Genomic DNA, 23078 nt, shown 5'->3' with positions numbered 1-23078 from the left:
ATGCAACACGGTAAATACCGTTTCATCGTGGGGTTCTTGACGGCCCCCCTGGCCATTTACGGCCTGTTCGTCATCTGGCCCTTCATCCAGTCCATCTACTACTCGTTCACGGACTGGAGCGGTCTCAGCCCCGAGTTCAAGATGGTGGGCTTCAAGAATTACACGAGACTGCTGGACGACGAGGTCTTCTGGAAATCGTTGCAGCACAGCGTGATGCTTGTCGTGCTGCTGCCGCTGGTGACGCTCACCATGGCGCTGTTCTTCGCCTTCATGCTGAATGTCGGCGGACGGCGGCGGAAGAATGCCGCGATCGCCGGTGTACGCGGTTCCGCCTTCTACAAGGTGGTGTACTTCTTTCCGCAGGTGCTGTCGATCGCGATCGTCGCGCTGCTGTTCCAGTTCGCCTACAACCCCAACAGCGGCGCTATCAACTCGGCCCTGAAGGCGGTCGGTCTCGACAGTGTCCAGCCCGACTGGCTGGGCGATCCGGATCTCGCGCTCTGGTGCGTCTTCGCGGTACTCGTCTGGTGCACGGTCGGTTTCTTCGTGGTGCTCTTCTCGGCGGGAATGGCCTCCATCCCCAAGGACTACTACGAGGCGGCGCTCCTGGACGGCGCGAACCGCATCACGACCTTCTTCAAGATCACCCTGCCGTTGCTCTGGGACACCGTGCAGTCCGGCTGGGCCTACGTGGGCATCCTGGCGCTCGGCGCCGAGTCCTTCGCGGTCGTGCAGATCATGACCGTGGGCCCGAACGGCGGCGGCCCCGACTACTCGACGACCGTCCTGCCGCTGTACGTCTACCAGAAGGCGTTCCGCGACGGCCAGGCCGCCTACGCGACGACGATCGGTGTCGCCCTGCTCGTCGTGACGCTGCTGTTCGTGGCGGTCGTCATGAAGCTGGGCCGGCGCGAGCGGCTGGAGTACTGATGCGAACCGAGCAGACCGACCCGCGAGGAGGCCACGAGTGAAGACGACCGACACGCCTCCCGCCGGCACCACCGACGAGAGGCCGCCCGTCAGCAAGGCGGCGTCCGCGCCCCCGCCCGAGGAGAAGGCCACCGGCAGGACGCTGAACGTCTTCTCGCACGGCTTCCTGATCCTCTGGGCGATCATGGTGGTGATGCCGCTGCTCTGGGCGGTGATGACCTCCTTCAAGACGGACAAGGAGATCTTCAGTTCGCCCTGGGCGCTGCCCGACTCGCTGCACTTCGACAACTGGTCGCGCGCCTGGACCGAGGCGAACATGAGCGACTACTTCCTCAACACGATCATCGTGGTGGGGTTCTCGCTCCTCGGCACCATGCTGCTGGGCTCCATGGCGGCCTACGTCCTCGCGCGCTTCGAGTTCCCCGGGAACCGCTTCATCTACTTCCTCTTCATCGGAGGGATGAGCTTCCCGATCATCCTGGCGCTGGTCCCGCTGTTCTACGTCATGCAGAACCTCGCGCTGCTGAACACGCTGCCCGGACTGATCCTGGTCTACATCGGCTACTCGCTGCCGTTCACCGTGTTCTTCATGACGTCCTTCTTCCGCACCCTGCCGACCTCGGTGGCGGAGGCGGCCTTCGTGGACGGCGCCTCGCACACCAGGACGTTCTTCCAGGTGATGCTGCCGATGGCCAAGCCCGGCCTGATCAGCATCACCATCTTCAACTTCCTGGGGCAGTGGAACCAGTACATGCTGCCGACGGTGCTCAACACCGAGCCGGAGAACAAGGTGCTCACCCAGGGGCTCGTCCAGCTCGCCGTCAGCCAGGGGTACAAGGGTGACTGGTCCGGGCTGTTCGCGGGCCTCGTGATGGCGATGCTGCCGGTGCTGGCCGCGTACATCGTCTTCCAGCGCCAGGTCGTGCAGGGGCTCACCGCGGGGGCGCTCAAGTAACGGGCGGCCCATCGGTTCGGTTTGTGAGGGTGGTCCCGGAATGGAGCCGGGGCCACCCTCGCGTCACATGCGCCCGCGCGCCCCTTCCTCGCTCAACCTCTTGACGGGAGTCGACGCCAACGGCTCTGCTTAGAGTTCACTAGTTGGACATAGACGGGGTCTCACCGAGGCGACCCCGTACGCAGGAGGTCGTCGTGGAGACTCCGGGGTCGCAGTCGTCGCTGCACCGAGCCAATCTCGAACGGGTCGTACGCGCGGTGCGCCTGGCCGGGTCGCTCACGCAGGCGGAGATCGCGAGGACGACGGGCCTGTCCGCGGCCACGGTCTCCAACATCGTGCGGGAGCTGAAGGACGGCGGGACGGTCGAGGTCACCCCCACCTCGGCAGGTGGCCGCAGGGCCCGCAGCGTCAGTCTGAGCGGTGACGCCGGCATTGTCATCGGCGTCGACTTCGGCCATACGCATCTGCGGGTCGCGGTCGGCAACCTCGCCCACCAGGTGCTGGCCGAGGAGTCCGAGCCGCTCGATGTGGACGCCTCCGCCGCGCAGGGCTTCGACCGGGCGGAACAGCTGGTCAACCGCCTGATCGCGGCCACCGGCGTGGAGCGCTCGAAGGTCGCCGGGGTGGGTCTCGGCGTGCCCGGGCCGATCGACGTGGAGTCCGGCACGCTCGGCTCCACCGCGATCCTGCCGGGCTGGACCGGTACCAAGCCCGCGGAGGAGCTCCAGGGGCGTCTGGGCGTCCCCGTGCACGTCGACAACGACGCCAACCTCGGAGCCCTCGGGGAACTCGTCTGGGGGAGCGGCAGGGGCGTCCGTGACCTCGCCTACATCAAGGTGGCCAGCGGTGTAGGCGCCGGACTCGTGATCAACAGCAAGATCTACCGCGGCCCGGGTGGCACAGCGGGAGAAATCGGGCATATTACTCTTGACGAGTCCGGCCCCGTCTGCCGCTGCGGGAACCGCGGCTGCCTGGAGACCTTCGCGGCGGCGCGCTATGTGCTGCCGCTCCTCCAGTCCAGCCACGGCACGGATCTGACCATGGAAGGTGTCGTACGGCTGGCGCGGGACGGAGACCCTGGCTGCCGTCGGGTGATCGCCGACGTCGGCCGACATATCGGCAGTGGAGTGGCGAATCTGTGCAACCTGCTCAATCCGAGCCGGGTGGTGCTCGGCGGTGATCTCGCCGAGGCCGGAGAGCTCGTTCTGGGACCCATCAGGGAGTCCGTCGGCCGCTATGCGATCCCCAGTGCGGCACGTCAACTATCCGTTCTGCCAGGGGCACTTGGCGGTCGGGCGGAGGTCCTCGGGGCGCTCGCCCTCGCACTCGGCGAGATGGGCGATTCAACCCTTTTGGACGGGTCGCTCACTGCTGTAACACCTGCCTTCACTTAGAGAACGGATGGCAGCGTTGCCATTCCGTTAAGGATTTACTTCTTGACGTCGCACGTGCGGCCGAGTTGACTTCCAGCCACCTCGGCCGCAACGTCGCGGCCTCGTCAGGGAGGTTTCTGAAGTGAACACGCGTATGCGTCGCGCCGCCTTTGCCGTTGCCGCTGGTGCGATGGCCGTCTCGCTGGCTGCCTGTGGCAGCGCCGAGGAGTCCGGCGACAAGAGCGACTCCACGAAGTCCGCCGCCAAGGGCGACAACATCAAGGTCGGCCTCCTCCTTCCGGAGAACCAGACCGCGCGGTACGAGAAGTTCGACAAGCCCTTGATCGAGAAGAAGGTCAAGGAGCTCACGAACGACAAGGGCGAGGTCGTCTACGCCAACGCCAAGCAGGACGCCACCACGCAGTCCCAGCAGGTCGACACGATGATCACCAACAAGGTGGACGTGCTGATCGTGGACGCGGTGGACTCCAAGGCCATCGCCAACGGCGTGAAGAAGGCCAAGGACGCCGGCATCCCCGTCGTCGCGTACGACCGCCTCGCCGAGGGCCCGATCGACGCCTACACCTCCTTCGACAACGAAGAGGTCGGCCGCGTCCAGGGCAAGGCGCTCCTGGAGGCCCTGGGCGACAAGGCCAAGCCCTCCGCGAAGATCGTCATGATGAACGGCGCGGTCACCGACCCGAACGCCGCCCTCTTCAAGAAGGGCGCCCTCTCCCAGCTCGACGGCAAGGTGGACATCGCCAAGTCGTACGACACCAAGGAGTGGAAGCCGGAGAACGCCAACCTGAACATGGAAGGCGCCATCTCGGCGATCGGCAAGGACAAGATCGTCGGCGTCTACTCCGCCAACGACGGCATGGCCGGCGGTATCATCACCGCCCTCAAGGCCGCGGGCGTCTCCAAGCTTCCCCCGGTCACCGGCCAGGACGCCGAGCTCGCGGGTGTGCAGCGCATCGTCTCGGGCGACCAGTTCATGAGCGTCTACAAGTCCTACCCGCAGGAGGCGGACGTCGCCGCGCAGATGGCCGTCGCGCTCGCCAAGGGCGAGAAGCTCGACTCCATCGCCAAGGACTCGGTCGACAGCCCCACCACCAAGGGCGTCCCGTCGGTGCTCGTCCCGGTCGTCTCGCTGACCAAGGACAACATCAACGACACCGTCATCAAGGACGGCATCTACACGCTCGACGAGATCTGCACCGCCAAGTTCAAGTCCGCCTGTGACAAGGCCGGCCTGAAGTAGGCAATGACAAGTCCCTTACCGCGTACGGGAATTCGGTCCACTGAATTCCCGTACGGGCTTGTGGTCCGCGACAATGCGGTCCATGAGGGACGGTCGTACCCGAAGCCCCTCCGGCGCCCCGCAATCACCAGCCCCGCAGCTAGGGCGGGGCGCCGGACGGAACCCTTCCTCCCCCCAAACTCTTCTGCACAACCTCCCGCCGGGTCAGGCGGCGAAGGAGATGGTTAACGTGTCCGCTACGCCTGTTCTGGCGTTGCGCGGGGTCTCGAAGCGATTCGGTGCCGTTCAGGCGCTCACCGACGTAGAGCTTGAGGTCCACGCCGGTGAGGTGGTCGCCCTGGTCGGCGACAACGGCGCCGGAAAGTCCACGCTGGTGAAAACGATCGCCGGCGTGCACCCGATCGACGAGGGTGTCATCGAATGGGACGGCAAGGCCGTCCAGATCAACAAGCCGCACGACGCCCAGCACCTGGGTGTCGCGACGGTCTACCAGGACCTCGCGCTGTGCGACAACATCGACGTCGTCGGCAACCTCTACCTGGGCCGTGAGCTGAAGAAGCGCGGCATCCTGGACGAGGTCGAGATGGAGCGCCGCTCACGCGAACTGCTCCAGACGCTGTCGATCCGCATCCCCAGCGTGCGCATCCCGATCGCCTCGCTCTCCGGCGGTCAGCGCCAGACCGTGGCCATCGCCCGCTCCATGCTCGGCGAGCCCAAGCTGGTCATCCTCGACGAGCCCACCGCGGCCCTCGGTGTCGAGCAGACCGCCCAGGTCCTCGACCTGGTCGAGCGGCTGCGCGAGCGCGGCCACGCCGTCCTGCTCATCAGCCACAACATGGCCGATGTGAAGGCCGTCGCCGACAAGGTGGCCGTGCTCCGGCTCGGCCGCAACAACGGCGTCTTCGAGGTCAAGGCGACCTCGCAGGAAGAGATCATCTCCGCCATCACCGGTGCCACGGACAACGCCGTGACCCGCCGTGCGGCGCGCAGCAACGGGGAGGCTCAGAAGTGAGCATCGACAAGACCTCCGCCAGCACGGACGAACACGCCGTCGCGAACCCCGAGGCCGCCGCCGACGCGGTGACCGTGGTCGACCCCAGGCTGCTCGTGCGCGAGCAGGGCCTGGCCGGCTACGTCGGCGAGTTCAAGCGCAAGATGAAGGGCGGTGACCTGGGCTCCGTCCCGGTCGTCATCGGCCTGATCGTCATCTGCATCATCTTCCAGAGCCTGAACTCGGCCTTCCTCTCCGCCGAGAACCTCAACAACATCGCCGTCGCGATGGTCGCCACCGGCATGATGTCGGTCGGCATCATCTTCGTGCTGCTGCTCGGCGAGATCGACCTGTCGGTCGGCTCGGTCAGCGGTGTGGCGGGTGCCATCACCGCCGTACTGAGCGTCACACACGGCGTGAACGAGTGGCTGGCCGTCCTCATCGCCCTCGCGAGCGGTGCGGCCATCGGCGCGCTCCACGGCTTCTTCTTCGCCCGGATCGGCGCCCCCGCGTTCGCGGTCACCCTGGCAGGCCTGCTGTTCTGGCTCGGCTTCATGCTCCAGATCCTGGGCGAGAACGGCACCATCAACATCGACGGCGAGGGCGTGGTCGGCAAGCTGACCACGTACTACTTCTCGGACGTCGCGGCCGCCTACGGCCTCGCGCTCGTCGCCGTGGTGCTCTTCTTCGTCACCAGCTTCCTGGACAGCCGCCGCCGTGAGGCCGCGGGCATCCCGTCCCGGCCGCTGGGCGACCTGATCATGCGCACGGTCCTGCTCGCGATCGTGGCGTTCGCCGCCGCGATCATGTTCAACCAGTACAAGGGTCTGCCGCTGGCGCTGCTGCTCTTCATCCTGGTCCTGGTGCTGAGCGACTTCGTCCTGCGCCGCACCAGCTACGGCCGCAAGATCTTCGCGCTCGGCGGCAGTGTCGAGGCGTCCCGTCGTGCCGGTATCAACGTCACGGCGGTCCGTGTCTCGGTCTTCGCCCTGGCGGGCTTCTTCGCCGCCGTCGGCGGTCTGTTCTGGGCCTCGAAGATCGCCGCGGCCAACCAGAGCGCCGGTGCGGGTGACCTGCTGATGAACGTCATCGCGGCGGCCGTCATCGGTGGCACCAGCCTCTTCGGTGGCCGTGGCCGCACGTGGAACGCGCTGCTCGGTGTCATGGTGATCACCTCGATCCAGTACGGGCTCGCCCTTGAGGGCATCGCCACGCCGGTTCAGTACATGATCACTGGTGGTGTGCTTCTGGCCACGGTTGTCATCGACTCGATCACGCGCAAGACGCAGAAGACTGCTGGCCGCGCGTAGGGATTCGTGGTTGCCCCTCAGGTCCGGGGGCTTGCTGTTCGTGGGGGCTGCGGGTCCGTTTTGGCTGGTCGCGCAGTTCCCCGCGCCCCTGAGGGGCGGAGCCCCTCGAAAAAGTGCCCGGCACCACATGGTGGTGCCGGGCACTTTTGTGTTCGTTGGGGGGTTTGGTAGGGAAGGGGATGTACGGCCGAACGCGTGATGTACGACGCACAGCCCGGGCGTCGGTGGGAAAGACGGAACATTAGACTCGTCAGGCCCCGCACAGCTCGATCGCTCTACTGCAAGGAGGCACGGGTGCCGCTGCTGACCCGCATCAAGGGACCGCGCGATCTGGACCGGCTCAGCCTGGAGCAGCTGGACCAGCTCGCGGACGAGATCAGGACGTTCCTGGTCGACGCGGTGTCCAAGACCGGCGGCCACCTCGGCCCCAACCTCGGCGTCGTCGAGCTGACCATCGCCCTGCACCGGGTCTTCGAGTCCCCCAAGGACCGGATCCTGTGGGACACCGGACACCAGTCCTACGTCCACAAGCTGCTCACGGGCCGCCAGGACTTCTCGAAGCTGAAGATGAAGGGCGGCCTGTCCGGCTACCCCTCGCAGGCCGAGTCCGAGCACGACGTCATCGAGAACAGCCACGCCTCCACGGTCCTCGGCTGGGCCGACGGCCTCGCCAAGGCCAACGAGGTGCTGCGCAAGGACGACCACCACGTCGTCGCCGTCATCGGCGACGGGGCGCTCACCGGAGGCATGGCCTGGGAGGCGCTGAACAACATCGCCGACGCCAAGGACCGCCCGCTCGTCATCGTCGTCAACGACAACGAGCGGTCGTACGCGCCGACCATCGGCGGCCTCGCGAACCATCTGGCGACCCTGCGCACCACCGACGGCTACGAGCGCTTCCTGGCCCGCGGCAAGGACCTCCTGGAGCGCACTCCGGTCGTCGGCAGGCCCCTCTACGAGACCCTGCACGGCGCCAAGAAGGGCCTCAAGGACTTCATCGCCCCGCAGGGCATGTTCGAGGACCTCGGCCTGAAGTACGTCGGGCCCATCGACGGGCACGACATGGAGGCCCTGGAGTCCGCGCTCGCCCGCGCCAAGCGCTTCGGCGGCCCCGTCATCGTGCACTGCCTCACCGAGAAGGGCCGCGGCTACCAGCCCGCCCTGAGCGACGAGGCGGACCGCTTCCACGGCATCGGCCCCATCCACCCCGACACGGGCCTGCCCGTGAAGGCGTCGGGCGCCGACTGGACCTCCGTCTTCGGCGACGAGATGGTCGCGCTCGGCAAGGAGCGCGAGGACGTCGTCGCGATCACGGCGGCCATGCTGCAGCCGGTCGGCCTGAAGAAGTTCGCGGACGCCTTCCCGCACCGCATCTACGACGTCGGCATCGCCGAGCAGCACGGCGCGGTCTCCGCGGCCGGCCTCGCCACCGGCGGACTGCACCCGGTCTTCGCGGTGTACGCGACCTTCCTCAACCGCGCCTTCGACCAGGTCCTGATGGACGTGGCCCTGCACAAGTGCGGTGTCACCTTCGTGCTCGACCGGGCCGGTGTCACCGGCACCGACGGTGCCTCCCACAACGGCATGTGGGACATGTCGATCCTCCAGGTCGTCCCGGGCCTCAGGCTCGCCGCGCCGCGCGACGCCGACCAGGTCCGCGCCCAGCTGCGCGAGGCCGTCCAGGTCACGGACGCACCGACGGTGGTCCGCTTCTCCAAGGGTGCGGTCGGCCCGGCCGTACCCGCCGTGGGCCGCGTCGGAGGCATGGACGTCCTGCGGGAGCCCGGCACCGACACCCCGGACGTGCTCCTCGTCTCGGTCGGCGCCCTCGCCCCGATGTGCCTGGAGATCGCCGGTCTCCTCGACCAGCAGGGCATCTCCACCACCGTCGTCGACCCCCGCTGGGTCAAACCCGTCGACGAGGCCATGGCCCCGCTCGCCGACCGGCACCGCGTGGTCGTCACCGTCGAGGACAACTCCCGCGTCGGCGGCGTCGGCTCGTCGATCGCCCAGGCCCTGCGCGACGCGGGCGTGGACGTACCGCTGCGCGACTTCGGCATCCCGCCGCGCTTCCTCGACCACGCCTCCCGCAAGGAGGTCATGGCCGAGATCGGACTGACCGCACCGGACATCGCCCGGCAGGTCACCGGCCTCGTCTCCAAGCTCGACGGACGGTACGACCAGGCCCACGCCACACCGGAGCCCGCCCGCGACTGACACACCCGCCCGATCGGCACACCCGGACACACCCGCATGGGCCGGTTCCGCACCCTTTACGGTGGCTGAACCGGCCCATTCGCGTGAATCCCCACGTGCCGGGGCATACGGACCACGCACCCTCTCGATCATGTCGAGGACGACAACGCGTGGGGAGTAGGCCCGTGAGCAACACCCTCTTCAGGACGAAGAAGATCGAGCAGTCCATCCAGGACACCGAGGAACCGGAGCACGCGCTCAAGAAATCCCTGTCCGCCCTGGACCTGACCGTCTTCGGGGTCGGTGTCATCATCGGCACCGGCATCTTCGTCCTCACCGGCACGGTCGCCAAGAACAACGCCGGTCCCGCCGTCGCCCTGGCCTTCGTCGTGGCCGGGGTCGTCTGCGCGCTCGCCGCGCTCTGCTACGCCGAGTTCGCCTCCACCGTCCCGGTGGCCGGCTCCGCGTACACGTTCTCGTACGCCTCCCTCGGTGAACTGCCCGCCTGGATCATCGGCTGGGACCTCGTGCTGGAGTTCGCGCTCGGCACCGCGGTGGTCGCGGTCGGCTGGTCCGGCTACATCGCCTCGCTGCTCGACAACGCGGGCTGGCACCTGCCCGCGGCGCTCAGCGGCAGAGAGGGCGCCGACGGCTTCGGCTTCGACATCCTCGCCGCCGCCCTCGTCCTGGTGCTCACCGGCATCCTCGTGGTCGGTACGAAGCTCTCCGCGCGCGTCACCGCCGTCGTGGTCGCCATCAAGGTCACCGTCGTCCTCGTCGTGATCATCGCGGGTGCCTTCTTCATCAAGGGCGACAACTACGACCCGTTCGTCCCGAAGGCGAAGCCCGTCGACGCGGGCAGCGGTCTCGACTCGCCGCTCATCCAGCTGATGTTCGGCTGGGCGCCCTCGAACTTCGGCGTGATGGGCATCTTCACCGCCGCCTCCGTCGTCTTCTTCGCCTTCATCGGCTTCGACGTCGTGGCCACCGCCGCCGAGGAGACCAAGAACCCGCAGCGGGACATGCCCCGCGGCATCCTCGGCTCACTGCTCATCTGCACCACCCTCTACGTCGCGGTGTCGGTCGTCGTGACCGGTATGCAGCACTACACCAAGCTGTCCGTGGACGCCCCGCTCGCCGACGCCTTCAAGGCCACCGGACACCCCTGGTACGCGGGCTTCATCAGCTTCGGCGCCGCCGTCGGCCTCACGACCGTCTGCATGATCCTGCTGCTCGGCCAGACCCGGGTCTTCTTCGCGATGAGCCGCGACGGACTGCTGCCGCGCTTCTTCTCGCACGTCCACCCGCGCTTCAGGACCCCGCACCGGCCGACCATCCTGCTCGGCGTGATCATCGCGATCGTCGCGGGCTTCACCAGCCTGAGCGAGCTGGCCGAACTGGTCAACATCGGCACGCTGTTCGCGTTCGTCGTGGTCGCGGTCGGCGTGATCATCCTGCGCCGCACCCGCCCGGACCTGCCCCGCGCCTTCCGCACCCCGCTGGTGCCGATCCTGCCGATCGTCTCCGTCGCCGCCTCGCTGTGGCTGATGCTGAACCTGCCCGCCGAGACCTGGCTGCGGTTCGGCATCTGGATGGCCCTCGGCTTCCTCGTCTACTTCGTCTACGGCCGCTCGCACAGCCGCCTCGGCCGGGACGAGAAGGCAGCCGCCGACCGGAGTTGACCAGGCAGGGGATCACGGGGTTACGGGCGTACGGTCCTCGGGCCCGTGACCTCGGCGCCCAACTCCGTCACCCTGCGCCGCAGTTCCCGGTCCGCCGTGACCACCAGGCGCGCGCGGCCCGGGTGTTCGGCGACCAGCTCCACGATCCGGTCGTCCCCGCTGCCGGGCGCCGCCTCGACCCGTACCCCGGGCACGGACGTCACGCCCCGGGCGCCGCCCTCGACCACGAGGACCAGCTCCAGGGGCCCCGCGAGGCCCGGCAGCCCGTCGTCGGCGTACGGGACGAGCAGATCCCGTACGCGCTCCGCGGCGCCCCGGCGGTCACGCCACCAGCCGTCGGGGACCGACCCCACCACATTGGCGGCGTCGACGATCACGAGCGGGGCAGCGTCCATACGGCCAGGGTCGCACGGAGGGCGATCACACGACCCGATTAGAGTGGGGGAGTGTCAATGGCCCGCACACTCAACGGCACCTGGCTCATACGCGGCCGGGACGGCAGACTCAGCGCCTACGCTCCCCTGGAGGAAGCGGTGCGGTGCTGGGCCGAGCAACGTCCCGGCGGCCCCTGGACGGCACCCCGCACGGTCGGCGGCGACCAACGCGTCCACCCCGTGCTCGCCGTGGGCCAGGGCGCCGACTCTTACGCCCACCTGGTCTCCTGGCGCCCCACCGGCGCCGACGAGGCCGGACTCGTCCACTCCACCCACTTCCGCCCGCACCTCGCCGCGCTCGACTGGGAACGGCTCGGGCACCCCAACACCAAGGGCGCGCAGACCGGCGTACCGGCCGTCACCGTGGACGCCGAGGGCCGCGCGCACGTCTTCGTCCGCAACAAGGGCGGCGGGGTCAGCATGCGCGGCCAGAAGGAGCGCGGGGGCTGGGGCCCCTGGCGCGACCTCAAGGGCCGCGAGGTCACCGGCGAACTCGCCGCCGTCACCCGCGCGTCCGGACGCGTCGAGCTGTACGCGGCCACGCCCGCCGGCATCCTCCGCTGGACGCAGGCCGGTCCTGGCCACATCCCCGCCCTCGACGAGGAACCCCTGAAGGTCGCGGTCCGCCCCGGCACCCTGCGGGCGCTGACCACCTCCGACGACCACGTGACGCTGTTCTACACGGACGACAACGGCACGGTGTGCGCGTGGCGGGCCGGGGCGGAGCCGGTGGAACTCCTCGGCTGCGCGGGGCCGGGGCCGGTGGCCGCGATCCGTTGCCGGCTCGACGACGTCGACTGCACGCTGCTCGCGCAGCGGTCCGCGAGCGGGCGGGTCGCCTTCGCCGCGTATCCCACGGAGCAGGAGTCCGCGGGGGCGTGGTGGACGGACTCGGGTCCGGAGCTGCCCGCCGACGCGGTGGTGTCGCTGGCGGAGGACGAGGAGGGCCGGGTGGTCGCGGCGACGCTCGCGCCGTCCACGGGCACGCTGCTCCTCACCCACCGCAAGCCGGAACCGGGCTTGGCACTCGCGGCCTGGCAGAGCATTTAGTCGCCCCCGCCGCCCCTACCCGTTCCCGTCCACACATGGGGGCTGCGCCCCCTCGCCCCCCTTTGTCCTCAAACGCCGGACGGGCTGGAGATTCGCGGACGGGCTGGAGATTCGCGGACCGTCCGCGAATCTTTCAGCCGTCCGGCGTTTGAGGACCGGGGGTTCGGGGGCTGGCCCCCGAGTCGGTGACGGGACGGGTAGGGGCGGCGGGGGCGAGGAAACTACGCCGGGACCGACGCCACTCCCGGGGTCAGGAACGGCTTGCCGTTGACCCGTTGGGAGACACCCTCACGGTCCAGGTACGGCGTGATGCCGCCCAGGTGGAACGGCCACCCGGCCCCCGTGATCAGGCACAGGTCGACGTCCTGCGCCTCAGCCACGACCCCCTCGTCGAGCATGAGCCCGATCTCCTGGGCGACGGCGTCGAGGACACGGGCGCGGACCTGCTCCTCGTCCAGGACGGAGTCGCCCTGCTGAAGCAGCGCGGCCACCTCGGGGTCGAGCTCGGGCTTGCCGCTGTCGTACACGTAGAACCCGCGCTTGCCCGCCTTGACGACCGCCGCCAGGTTCGGCGAGACCGTGAAGCGGTCGGGGAAGGCCCGGTTGAGCGTCTCGGAGACGTGCAGGCCGATGGCCGGACCGACCAGCTCAAGGAGGACCAGCGGAGACATCGGCAGACCCAGCGGCTCGACCGCCTTCTCGGCGACCGCGACCGGCGTGCCCTCGTCGATGACGTTCTGGATCTCGCCCATGAAGCGGGTGAGGATGCGGTTCACGACGAACGCGGGAGCGTCCTTCACGAGGACCGCGGTCTTCTTCAGCTTCTTGGCGACACCGAACGCCGTGGCCAGCGAGGCGTCGTCCGTCGCCTCGCCCCGCACGATCTCCAGGAGGGGGAGGATCGCGACGGGGTTGAAGAAGTGGAAGCCCACGACCCGCTCGGGGTTCTTGAGCTTCGACGCCATCTCGGTCACCGACAGCGAGGACGTGTTGGTGGCGAGGATCGCGTGCGCCGGGGCGACCGCCTCGACCTCCGCGAACACCTGCTGCTTGACGCCGATCTCCTCGAAGACGGCCTCGATGATGAAGTCGGCGTCGGAGAAGCCCTCGGCCTTGTCCAGGACACCGGAGACGAGGGCCTTGAGGCGGTTCGCCTTGTCCTGGTTGACACGGCCCTTGCCGAGCAGCTTGTCGATCTCGGCGTGGACGTAGCCCACACCCTTGTCGACCCGCTCCTGGTCGATGTCGGTCAGCACGACCGGCACCTCAAGGCGGCGCAGGAACAGCAGGGCGAGCTGCGAGGCCATCAGACCGGCGCCGACGACACCGACCTTGGTGACCGGGCGCGCGAGGGACTTGTCCGGGGCCCCGGCGGGGCGCTTGCCGCGCTTCTGCACCAGGTTGAAGGCGTAGATGCCGGAGCGCAGCTCGCCACCCATGATCAGGTCGGCGAGGGCGGCGTCCTCGGCGTCGAAGCCCTGCTGGAGGTCGCCGTTCTTCGCGGCGGCGATGATGTCGAGCGCGCGGTACGCGGCCGGGGCCGCCCCGTGCACCTTGCTGTCCGCGATGAAGCGGCCCTTGGCGACGGCCTGGTCCCAGGCCTCGCCGCGGTCGATGACCGGGCGGTCGACGACGATCTCGCCCTTGAGGACGGACGCCGTCCAGATCAGCGACTGCTCAAGGAAGTCCGCGCCCTCGAAGAGCGCGTCGGCGATGCCCAGTTCGTAGACCTGCACGCCCTTGAGCTGCTTGTTCTGGTTGAGCGAGTTCTCGATGATTACCGAGACGGCCTTGTCGGCGCCGATCAGGTTCGGCAGGAGGGCGCAGCCGCCCCAGCCGGGTACCAGACCGAGGAAGACCTCGGGGAGCGAGAAGGCGGGCAGGGACGCGGAGACCGTGCGGTAGCTGCAGTGCAGACCGACCTCGACGCCGCCGCCCATGGCCGCGCCGTTGTAGTACGCGAAGGTCGGCACCGCGAGGGCGGACAGCCGCTTGAAGACCTCGTGGCCGCCCTTGCCGATGGCGAGCGCGTCCTTGTGCTCCTTGAGGAGCTCGACGCCCTTGAGGTCCGCGCCGACGGCGAAGATGAACGGCTTGCCGGTGATGCCGACGCCGATGATCTCGCCGGCCGCGGCCTCCTTCTCGACCTGGTCGATCGCGGCGTTGAGGTTCGCCAGCGAGGCCGGGCCGAAGGTGGTCGGCTTGGTGTGGTCGAAGCCGTTGTCCAGCGTGATGAGCGCGAAGCGCCCGGCGCCGAACGGCAGGTCGAGGTGGCGTACGTGCGCCGACGTCACGACCTCGTCGGGGAACAGCTCCGCTGCGCCCTTCAGGAGTTCAGTGGTGCTCACTTGTCGCCTCCGGCGTCCTTGTGGTGCGGGTTCTCCCAGATCACCGTGGCGCCCATGCCGAAGCCGACGCACATGGTGGTGAGGCCGTAACGGACCTCCGGCTGCTCCTCGAACTGGCGGGCCAGCTGGGTCATCAGCCGGACGCCGGAGGAGGCCAGCGGGTGGCCGTACGCGATGGCGCCGCCGTACTGGTTGACGCGCGCGTCGTCGTCGGCGATGCCGTAGTGCTCCAGGAACGCGAGGACCTGGACGGCGAAGGCCTCGTTGATCTCGAAGAGGTTGATGTCCTCGATCGACAGACCGGCCTTCGCGAGGGCCTTCTCGGTGGCCGGGATCGGGCCGTAGCCCATGACCTCCGGCTCGACGCCCGCGAAGGCGTACGAGACGAGCCGCATGCGTACGGGCAGGTCGTGCTCGCGGGCGAATTCCTCACTCGCGATGATCGAGGCGGTGGCGCCGTCGTTCAGACCGGCCGCGTTACCGGCGGTGACCCGGCCGTGCACGCGGAACGGGGTCTTGAGGCCCGCCAGGTTCTCCAGGGTGGTCCCCGGGCGCATCGGCTCGTCGGCGGTGACCAGGCCCCAGCCCGTCTCACCGACCTCCGCGTTGGTGTTGCGCACCGAGATCGGCACCAGGTCCTGCTGGATCTTGCCGTTGGCGTACGCCTTGGCGGCCTTCTCCTGCGAGCGCACGGCGTACTCGTCGGCACGCTGCTTGGTGATCGTGGGGTAGCGGTCGTGCAGGTTCTCCGCGGTCATGCCCATGAAGAGGGCCGACTCGTCGACGAGCTTGTCGCTCACGAAGCGGGGGTTCGGGTCGACGCCCTCGCCCATGGGGTGGCGGCCCATGTGCTCGACACCGCCCGCGATGACGGCGTCGTACGCGCCGAAGGCGACGGAGCCGGCGGCGGTCGTCACGGCGGTGAGCGCGCCGGCGCACATGCGGTCGATCGAGTAGCCGGGCACGGACTGGGGGAGCCCGGCCAGGATGCCTGCCGTGCGGCCCAGCGTCAGGCCCTGGTCGCCGATCTGCGTGGTCGCGGCGATGGCGACCTCGTCGATCTTCTTCGGGTCGAGTCCGGGGTTGCGGCGCAGCAGCTCCCGGATCGCCTTCACGACGAGGTCGTCGGCGCGGGTCTCGTGGTAGATGCCCTTCGGGCCCGCCTTGCCGAACGGGGTGCGGACGCCGTCGACGAAGACGACGTCCCTGACGGTACGAGGCACGATGGCTCTCCTCCAGATGCGGATTGCACTACTGCGATGCGCTGAGCGCGCGCTCAGGACCCATGCTACTTACGGGTAACGTAGCTGCCCAGTCCCGGGGCCCGGAGCGGCGAAGGTCACACTCCCAGTGTGCCCGCCCGGCCCCACACCTGCGGCCCCGCTGAGGCAGACCGCGCAGTTCCCCGCGCCCCTCAGACCGGGGCGGTACCCGTCGCGTGATACCTGCGGGCACGTCGTGGCTGGCCGCGCCGTTCCCCGCGCCCCTGAAAAGCGGGGCTTCGCCCCGGCCTTTCTTCGGGCCGCGACGGCGCCCCTCAGGGGCGCGGGGAACTGCGCGGCCAGCCACGACGTACCCGCACGGGCCCCACGACGGTCGCCCCACCCCCCTAGGGGCGCGGGGAACGGCGCGCTCAGCCACGATGTACCCGCACGGGCCCCACGACGGTCGCCCCACCCCCCTAGGGGCGCGGGGAACTGCGCGCCCGGCCCCGCCGGCCCGCGCCCGTCCCCGTGCGGAGCGTCACGGTGGGGCCGTGGACCCCCGGGGGGTCAGCACCGGTGTGGGTACCGGGTGCGACCCCCCCGCCTCACCGCCCGTGATGACGCCGAACAACGTTCGAGCAACCTCCGCCCCGAACCCGTGCACGTCATGACTCATCGCCGACAGCGTCGGATGCGTCAACCGGCACAGCTGCGAGTCGTCCCACGCCAGCAGCGACACGTCCCCCGGCACCGACAGCCCCATCTCGGACGCCACCGACAACCCCGCCACGGCCATGATGTCGTTGTCGTACACGATCGCCGTGGGCCGGTCCGAGGCGGACGCGGAAAGCAGCGACCGGGTGGCCCGCGCCCCCGCCTCCCCGGAGAAGTCGGTCGCCACCTGCCACGCCCCGCTCAGCTCAAGCCCCCGCGCCGCCGCGTCGAACGCGGCCGTACGGATCGCCGTGTGCCCGAGTGCCGCGGCCCCGCCCACCCGCGCGACCCTCCGGTGCCCGAGCGCCGCGAGATACCGCACGGCTTCCGTTACGGCACTCGCGTCGTCGGTCCACACGGACGTGAGTCCGCCGGTCAGCGTGGGGTGCCCGACGGCGACGACGGGCATCCCGAGCCGTTCGACGGCGGCCACGCGCGGATCGTCCGCCCGGAAGTCCACCAGGATCGACCCGCTGACGTGCTTGCCCCGCCACCAGGAGTCCAGGAGTCCGACCTCCTCCTCCACGGTCCGCAGCAGCCGCAGCAGCAGCGAGCACGAGTGCTCGGTCAGCACGCTCTCCACACCTGAGATGAACTCCATGTAGAACGGTTCGAGTCCGAGGAGCCTCGCGGGCCGGCAGATCGCGAGCCCCACCACGTCCACCCGTCGCCCGGCCAGTGACCGAGCGGCGAGGTTCGGCGCCCAGCCCAGTTGTCTGGCCGCCTCGAAGATCCGGTCCCGGGTCGCCTCGGACAGTCCCGGTTTGTGGTTGAAGGCGAGCGACACGGCCCCTTTGGACACCCCGGCGCGGGCCGCGACGTCCTTGATGGTGACGCGGGACGGTGTCGTCATCGTGCGGGCTCCACGCAGTACAGGGCGGAGCGTACGGTCTCCGCGTCCAGTTCTCCGAGAGTCTCCCAGCCCCGCACGCCGATGGTCACCTCTTCGCCCGGGAGCAGTGTGACGAGCCCCCGGTCGGCCGAGGCGTCGGGAGTCAGCCGGTCGGCCTGCAGCAGCAGATCCCGTACGAGCGTGTGGGCGGTGACCGTGACCTCCCCGGGAGCGGAGACCGAGACGTCGAACCGGGGCCGCGGGTACGGGATCTCATGGTCGGCGGCGGGAAAGTACAACGCCCGCAGCCCACCCGGGCCCCCATCCTGGCCCCCACCCCCACCCGCGCCCCCGCCCACCTTCCCGTCCCCGCCGGCCCCGCGCGCGCCCGCGTCCGCCACCAGGAACTCCTTCGGCCCCACCGGCACAAGATCCTCCGGTACCCGCAGGTCACCGACCGCCCGTGCCCGCACCGCCGCCGTCACCTCCACGGCCGCCTCCGCCACCACCCCGCCCTCCACCGACATCCGCCGCAGTACCACCCGGCACGCCCATGGCTCGGCGGACTGGTTGACGGCCGCGAGTACGAGCCCGTCGGGTCGCGGCTGGAGCGTCAACAGCCGGTCCGCGTACAGCCGTTTCAGTTCGTGGTAGAGCGGTTTCTCCCGGCCGTCCCCGTCGATGGCGGCCCAACTGGTGACCGGCCAGCAGTCGTTGAGCTGCCAGAGGATCGTGCCCGCGCACACCGGCCAGTGCGACCGCCAGTGCTCGATGCCGGTGGCGACGGCCCGTGCCTGGTTCACCTGGGTGAGGTGGTGCCAGCGGTCGAAGTCGGCCTCGCCGAAGCCCTGTTCGGGTACGGCGAAGTGCCGGGCGAGTCCGCGCGCCAGCTTCCCGTTGCCGTCGTCGGCCTTCTGGTGGTGCAGCATGCCGGGGGAGTCGGGCGCGAGCACCTCGCCGGGCAGGGCGCGCCGCAGTGTGGCGTACGCGGGCGGTGCCTGCCAGCCGAACTCGGCCACGAAACGCGGGACTTCGAGCCGGTAGTCCGCGTAGTCCCGACGGTTCCACACCTCCCACGAGTGATGGGTGCCGTGCGCGGGGTCGTTGGGGTGGTGGTCCCAGGAGCCCGACCAGGGACTGCCCGCCGTGTACGGCCGGGTCGGGTCCAGCTCGGCCACCACGCGCGGCAGCAGGCCGAGGTAGTACCCCTCGCCCCACGAGTCCCCGGCCAGCCGCCGCTCCCAGTCCCAGTCCCGGAAGCCCCACAGGTTCTCGTTGTTGCCGTTCCACAGCACGAGCGAGGGATGCGGCATCAGCCGTACGACGTTCTCGCGCGCCTCGGCCTCCACCTCGCCGCGCAACGGCTGTTCCTCCGGGTAGGCGGCGCACGCGAAGGGGAAGTCCTGCCAGACCAGCAGGCCCAGTTCGTCGCAGGCGTCGTAGAAGTCCTCGCTCTCGTAGAGGCCACCGCCCCACACCCGTACGAGGTCCACGCCGGCGCCGGCCGCCTGGGCCAGGCGGGTGCGGTAGCGCTCGCGGGTGATCCGGGAGGGCAGGACGTCGTCGGGGATCCAGTTGACGCCCCGCGCGAAGAGCCGCTCGCCGTTGACGACGAACGTGAACCCGGAGCCGTGCTCGTCGTCCCGCCGGTCGAGCTCGACGGTCCTGAAGCCGACGCGTCGGCGCCAGGAGTCCAGCGGCCCGCCGGCGTCGGCAAGGGTCAACTCAACCTCGTACAAGGCCTGTTCGCCGTAGCCGCGCGGCCACCACAGGTCGGCGTCCGGCACCTCGACGCGGACGGTCGCGCTGCTGCCGACCACGTCCACGGCCGTCTCGACCCCGCCCACCCGGGCGTTCAGCGTCAGCCCGACCTCCACCTGTGACCGTTCGACCTCCACATCCAACTCGACGCGTCCCACGTCTTGTTCGACCGTCACCAGGGGTCGTACTCGCGCTATGCGGGCCGTCGTCCAGTGTTCGAGGCGGACCGGTTTCCAGATGCCGGCCGTCACCAGGGTCGGGCCCCAGTCCCAGCCGAAGGAGCAGGCCATCTTGCGGAGGTACTGGAAGGGCTCGGGGTAGGCGTTCGGCCGCTCGCCGAGCCGTCCGCGCACCGCTTCCGCCTCTCCGTACGCGGACCGGAAGTGGACCGAGAGCCGCCCGCCGAGCCCGGTGACGTCGAAGCGGTACGAGCGGTGCATGTTCCGTACGGTTCCCAGGAGTTGGCCGTCCAGCCGGACCTCGGCGACGGTGTCGAGGCCGTCGAAGACGAGGTCGGTCTGCTCATGTCCGCCCGGCGCGGGCGCGAGCGTCGTCTCGTACAGCCAGTCGCGCCGCCCCACCCACGCCACCTCGGTCTCGCCGCGCCCGAGGAACGGGTCCGGGACGACCCCCGCCGTCAGCAGATCCGTGTGCACGCAGCCCGGCACCGTGGCCGGCAGTTCGGCCCCGTCGTGCCGCAGGACCCATCCCTCGTGGATCGGCGTGACATCCAGCATGCGCACTCCTAAACCGGTATAGGTCAATGCTGACCGGACGGTGGCAAAGGCGGTAGTAATGCCTCTCGATCCTTGGCGAAATAAGGACTTTACCGGTTTAGTAACGGCTGTCAGAGTGCGGAACCAGCCATCCCCCTCGTGCTCATCCGTCCCTGAACGGAGCTGGTGAAGATGAACCACCGCACGAAGATCGCCGGAAGCCTCCTCGCCGCCGCGCTGCTGGCCGCGGGCTGTACCGGAAGCGGAGGCACGTCGAAGGGCGCGGACGCCGAGGCGCCCGACGACCCGGCCAAGGTGTCCGGCACGATCACCGTCCTCACCCACCGGACCGACCTCGTGCAGGACGGCACGATGAAGAAATACGCGGCCGAATTCAACAAGACCTATCCGAAGGTCGAGGTCGAGTTCGACGCCCTCACGGACTACGAGGGCGAGGTCAAGATCCGGATGAACACCGAGAACTACGGCGATGTGCTGATGATCCCCGCCGTGATCAAGAAGAACGACTACCCCAGGTTCTTCGCGTCCCTCGGCGCCGAGACCGACCGCGCGAAGAAGTACCTGTTCACCGACTTCACCACGGTCGACGGCAAGGTCTACGGACAGAGCCCGATGGGAGCCCTCCCCGGCTTCCTCTACAACAAGCGGGTCTGGAAGGACGCCGGGATCACCGACTGGCCCACCACACCGGCCGAGTTCGTCGCCGGTCTCAAGGCCGTCAAAGCGAAGACCGACGCGATCCCGTACTACACGAACTTCAAGGACATGTGGCCGCTGACGCAGTGGACGTACATGGACGGCGCGGTCAGCTGCGACCCGCAGGCCACGTCCCGTCTCGCCGGGGGCGACCCGTGGGCGAAGGGCGAGGACCTGCGCGTCGCCGACACCCTGCTGTACGACATCGTGCGCGGCGGACTGATCGAGAAGGACCCGACGACCACCAACTGGGAAGCCTCCAAGCCCAAGTTGGCCAAGGGCGACATCGCCACGATGTGGCTCGGCTCCTGGGCGATCACCCAGTTCCGGGCGGCGGCGAAACAGGCCGGCGCGAACCCGGACGACATCGGCTTCATGCCTTTCCCGGCCCAGCGGGACGGCAGGTTCTGCGCGACCATGTCGCCCGACTACAACCAGGCCGTCAACATCAACTCCGACCACAAGGCGGCGGCCCGCGCCTGGGTCGACTGGTTCACCGACAAGTCCGGTTACGCGGCCGACAACCTGACCGTCTCCCCGGTCAAGGGCACCCCGCTGCCCGAGGTGCTGCAGCCGTACGAGGACGCGGACGTACAGCTCATCGAACTCGACGACGCGAAGGGCGCGGAGGTCAAGGAGATCGACAACGAGTCGGAGGTCGGCCTCTGGAAGCCCGACTACCGCCAGGACCTCGTCGACCTGGCCCGCGGCGCCAGGAAGGGCAGCCTCGACGACTTCCTCGGCGACCTCGGCAAGCGCTGGGAAGAGGCGCGGAAGTCCACGGGGTCCTGATGACGGACACGACCGAGAAGGCGGCGCGGCCGAAGGAGACCGCTCCCGCCGCCGGCCCGGCGCGCGCCCGTGCCCCGCGCCGGCTGCGTCTGCGGCGGGGCCTGACCCCGTGGCTGTTCCTCGCCGCCCCGCTGGTCCTGCTGATCACGTTCACGTACGCGCCGGTCGCCAACATGGTCGCGTACAGCTTCACCGACTGGGACGGCGTCAGCCCGGAGCTGAGCTACACGGGCGCGGGCAACTACGTCGAACTCTTCACCCGCCCCGAGCTGTTCGAGGTCTTCTTCGTGAGCGGCTACTACCTGGCCGCGTCCGTCGTGCAGATCGTCGTCGCGCTCTACTTCGCGACGGTCCTCAGCTTCAATGTGCGCTTCCGGAACTTCTTCAAGGGCGTGCTCTTCTTCCCGTATCTGATCAACGGGGTGGCGATCGGTTTCGTCTTCCTCTACTTCTTCCAGGACGGCGGCACCCTCGACTCGGTGCTGAGCCTGTTCGGCGTCCACTCCGACCGCGCCTGGCTGGGCACCCCGGTCTCCGCGAACGTCTCGCTGGCGGGTGTCTCCGTCTGGCGCTACCTGGGCCTGAACTTCGTCCTGTTCCTCGGCGCGATCCAGTCCGTCCCGGGGGAGCTGTACGAGGCCGCCGAACTGGACGGGGCGAACCGCTGGCACCAGTTCCGGTACATCATCGCGCCCGGCATCAGGCCCGTACTCAGCCTGACCGTCATCCTCTCCATCTCCGGCTCGCTGTCCGCCTTCGAGGTGCCGTTCATCATGACCGGCGGCGCGACCGGCACGGAGACCTTCGTGATCCAGACGGTGAAACTGGCCTTTCAGTTCAACAAGACGGGGCTGGCCTCGGCGGCCGCGGTCGTCCTGCTCCTGATCATCCTCGCGGTGACCTGGGTCCAGCGACGCCTCGTCCCGGACGACAAGGTGGACCTCGTATGAGCCATGAGAGCCGTAGGCCCCGCGTCTCGCGCGGTGGGATCGCCCGCAGCCTCACCTACCTGTCACTGATCGCCGCGAGCGTGGTCGTCCTGCTGCCGCTCCTCGTCGTCCTGCTGACCTCCCTCAAATCGCAGGAGGAGATGGCGAACGACAGCGGGGCGCTGCAACTCCCCGACGACCCGCTGAACTTCGACAACTACGTGACGGCCTTCCAGGACGGCCGGATGCTCTCGGCGTTCGGGAACACCGCGTTCATCCTGCTCTTCTCCGTCACCGGCACGGTGATCATCGGGTCGATGGCGGCGTACGCGATCGACCGCTACACCTTCCGCTTCAGGAAGCTGGTCGTCGCACTGTTCCTGGTCGCCACGCTCGTACCCGGCGTGACCACCCAGGTGGCGACCTTCCAGATCGTCGACAGCTTCGGCATGTTCGACAGCCGCTGGGCGCCCATCGTGCTCTACATGGGCACGGACATCGTCTCGATCTACATCTTCCTGCAGTTCGTCCGGTCGATCCCCGTCTCCCTCGACGAGTCCGCCCGGCTCGACGGCGCGAACGCCTTCACGATCTACCGGAAGATCATCCTGCCGCTGCTGAAGCCCGCGATCGCGACGGTGGTGATCGTGAAGGGGATCACCGTCTACAACGACTTCTACATCCCGTTCCTCTACATGCCGTCCGAGGATCTTGGCGTGATCTCAACGTCGCTGTTCCGCTTCAAGGGCCCGTTCGGAGCACATTGGGAGAACATCTCGGCAGGAGCGGTCCTGGTCATCCTCCCGACCCTGCTGGTCTTCCTGTTCCTCCAGCGCTACATCTACAACGGCTTCACCAGGGGCGCGACGAAGTAGCCCGGGA

The 23078-nt window shown here is 68.9% G+C and carries 17 protein-coding genes; 12 read left to right on the top strand and 5 right to left on the bottom strand.

Annotated features, from left to right (window positions below):
• From C6Y14_RS41735 to C6Y14_RS41700, 8 genes are all read left to right on the top strand, one after another.
• Positions 1 to 930, top strand: a complete 930-nt coding sequence (locus C6Y14_RS41735) for a carbohydrate ABC transporter permease (protein ID WP_107022166.1) — start codon at positions 1 to 3, stop codon at positions 928 to 930.
• Positions 931 to 967: 37 nt separating this feature from the next.
• Positions 968 to 1885 carry a carbohydrate ABC transporter permease gene (locus C6Y14_RS41730; protein ID WP_107022165.1) on the top strand — a complete coding sequence of 306 codons (918 nt, stop codon included), beginning with the start codon at positions 968 to 970 and terminating at the stop codon, positions 1883 to 1885.
• Positions 1886 to 2079: 194 nt separating this feature from the next.
• Complete coding sequence (locus C6Y14_RS41725) at positions 2080 to 3279, top strand: ROK family transcriptional regulator (protein ID WP_107022164.1); 1200 nt, start codon at positions 2080 to 2082, stop codon at positions 3277 to 3279.
• A gap of 133 nt (positions 3280 to 3412) precedes the next feature.
• Positions 3413 to 4519, top strand: coding sequence for a substrate-binding domain-containing protein (locus C6Y14_RS41720; protein ID WP_107022163.1), 1107 nt, complete (start codon positions 3413 to 3415; stop codon positions 4517 to 4519).
• A 220-nt stretch (positions 4520 to 4739) separates the two neighbouring features.
• Positions 4740 to 5531: an ATP-binding cassette domain-containing protein gene (locus C6Y14_RS41715; protein WP_189777611.1), complete on the top strand. Its 792-nt coding sequence runs from the start codon at positions 4740 to 4742 to the stop codon at positions 5529 to 5531.
• Positions 5528 to 6820 (top strand): sugar ABC transporter permease, encoded by a 1293-nt coding sequence (locus C6Y14_RS41710; protein ID WP_107022161.1) that lies wholly within the window; start codon positions 5528 to 5530, stop codon positions 6818 to 6820. The genes C6Y14_RS41715 and C6Y14_RS41710 overlap by 4 nt, the downstream gene beginning before the upstream one ends.
• Before the next feature lie 294 nt (positions 6821 to 7114).
• Positions 7115 to 9037 (top strand): 1-deoxy-D-xylulose-5-phosphate synthase, encoded by a 1923-nt coding sequence (gene dxs / locus C6Y14_RS41705; RefSeq protein ID WP_107022160.1) that lies wholly within the window; start codon positions 7115 to 7117, stop codon positions 9035 to 9037.
• Positions 9038 to 9201: 164 nt separating this feature from the next.
• On the top strand, positions 9202 to 10698 hold the full coding sequence (locus C6Y14_RS41700; RefSeq protein WP_107022159.1) for an amino acid permease: 1497 nt from the start codon (positions 9202 to 9204) through the stop codon (positions 10696 to 10698).
• Between the two features lie 20 nt (positions 10699 to 10718).
• On the opposite strand, the gene C6Y14_RS41695 is transcribed toward C6Y14_RS41700, so the two are convergent.
• Complete coding sequence (locus C6Y14_RS41695; RefSeq protein WP_107022158.1) at positions 10719 to 11093, bottom strand: PIN domain-containing protein; 375 nt, start codon at positions 11091 to 11093, stop codon at positions 10719 to 10721.
• A gap of 57 nt (positions 11094 to 11150) precedes the next feature.
• On the opposite strand from C6Y14_RS41695, the gene C6Y14_RS41690 reads away from it, so the two are divergent.
• Positions 11151 to 12182 (top strand): hypothetical protein, encoded by a 1032-nt coding sequence (locus C6Y14_RS41690; protein ID WP_107022157.1) that lies wholly within the window; start codon positions 11151 to 11153, stop codon positions 12180 to 12182.
• Between the two features lie 221 nt (positions 12183 to 12403).
• Here C6Y14_RS41690 and C6Y14_RS41685 read toward each other — a convergent pair whose 3' ends face one another.
• The 4 genes from C6Y14_RS41685 to C6Y14_RS41670 form a co-directional block, all read right to left on the bottom strand.
• Positions 12404 to 14530, bottom strand: coding sequence for a 3-hydroxyacyl-CoA dehydrogenase NAD-binding domain-containing protein (locus C6Y14_RS41685; protein ID WP_107022156.1), 2127 nt, complete (start codon positions 14528 to 14530; stop codon positions 12404 to 12406).
• Positions 14527 to 15753, bottom strand: a complete 1227-nt coding sequence (locus C6Y14_RS41680; protein WP_107022155.1) for a thiolase family protein — start codon at positions 15751 to 15753, stop codon at positions 14527 to 14529. Before C6Y14_RS41680 ends, C6Y14_RS41685 begins: the two co-directional genes overlap by 4 nt.
• A gap of 520 nt (positions 15754 to 16273) precedes the next feature.
• A complete protein-coding gene (locus C6Y14_RS41675) occupies positions 16274 to 17302 on the bottom strand; it encodes a LacI family DNA-binding transcriptional regulator (protein WP_107022154.1) in 1029 nt (342 codons plus the stop codon).
• Positions 17299 to 19779 (bottom strand): glycoside hydrolase family 2 protein, encoded by a 2481-nt coding sequence (locus tag C6Y14_RS41670; RefSeq protein WP_107022153.1) that lies wholly within the window; start codon positions 19777 to 19779, stop codon positions 17299 to 17301. Before C6Y14_RS41670 ends, C6Y14_RS41675 begins: the two co-directional genes overlap by 4 nt.
• Positions 19780 to 19950: 171 nt before the next feature.
• Between C6Y14_RS41670 and C6Y14_RS41665 the strand changes: the two genes are divergently transcribed.
• The 3 genes from C6Y14_RS41665 to C6Y14_RS41655 are packed head-to-tail and all read left to right on the top strand — an operon-like array spanning position 19951 to position 23071.
• The gene (locus tag C6Y14_RS41665) at positions 19951 to 21267 is read left to right on the top strand and encodes an ABC transporter substrate-binding protein (protein ID WP_107022181.1); all 1317 of its coding nucleotides are present in this window, start codon (positions 19951 to 19953) and stop codon (positions 21265 to 21267) included.
• A complete protein-coding gene (locus tag C6Y14_RS41660; RefSeq protein WP_107022152.1) occupies positions 21267 to 22217 on the top strand; it encodes a carbohydrate ABC transporter permease in 951 nt (316 codons plus the stop codon). Before C6Y14_RS41665 ends, C6Y14_RS41660 begins: the two co-directional genes overlap by 1 nt.
• A complete protein-coding gene (locus C6Y14_RS41655; protein ID WP_107022151.1) occupies positions 22214 to 23071 on the top strand; it encodes a carbohydrate ABC transporter permease in 858 nt (285 codons plus the stop codon). The genes C6Y14_RS41660 and C6Y14_RS41655 overlap by 4 nt, the downstream gene beginning before the upstream one ends.
• Positions 23072 to 23078 lie beyond the last annotated feature (7 nt).

It is taken from the genome of Streptomyces dioscori, assembly GCF_003024195.1.
Lineage (GTDB): Bacteria > Actinomycetota > Actinomycetes > Streptomycetales > Streptomycetaceae > Streptomyces > Streptomyces dioscori.
The sequence above is the reverse complement of the archived record's forward strand: the minus strand, read 5'-3'. Positions and strand labels throughout refer to the sequence as shown.